A 278-nucleotide genomic window follows, 5' to 3' on the forward strand; every position below is an offset into this window, starting at 1 on the left:
GAATCGACCACGCTGCCACTGCGGCGGCGACATGAAACGCAACGGAACTACCAGCAAAGGAACCACACGATGGCGATGTAAAGCCTGTGGGGCATCAAGCATCAAACGTCGCCCCGACGTCACCAACGCAAGAATTTTTGCGGATTTCATCGAGCATTGCACCACCACAATCTCGCTAACTGCACTGGCTAAACGCAACAAAGTAAGCCACTCAACTATGAAGCGCAGATTTACATGGTGCTGGCTTATTGACGTACCGGATCCCACCGTGGCACATA

Annotated in this window: 1 protein-coding gene; it reads left to right on the top strand. The window is 52.5% G+C overall.

The features are described from left to right. Positions 1–278 (top strand): transposase-like zinc-binding domain-containing protein (locus tag QP934_RS11555; RefSeq protein ID WP_419127597.1); only part of this gene is annotated, 278 nt, incomplete at both ends.

Origin of the sequence: Corynebacterium sp. MSK122, assembly GCF_030229435.2 — a bacterium.
Lineage (GTDB): Bacteria > Actinomycetota > Actinomycetes > Mycobacteriales > Mycobacteriaceae > Corynebacterium > Corynebacterium marquesiae.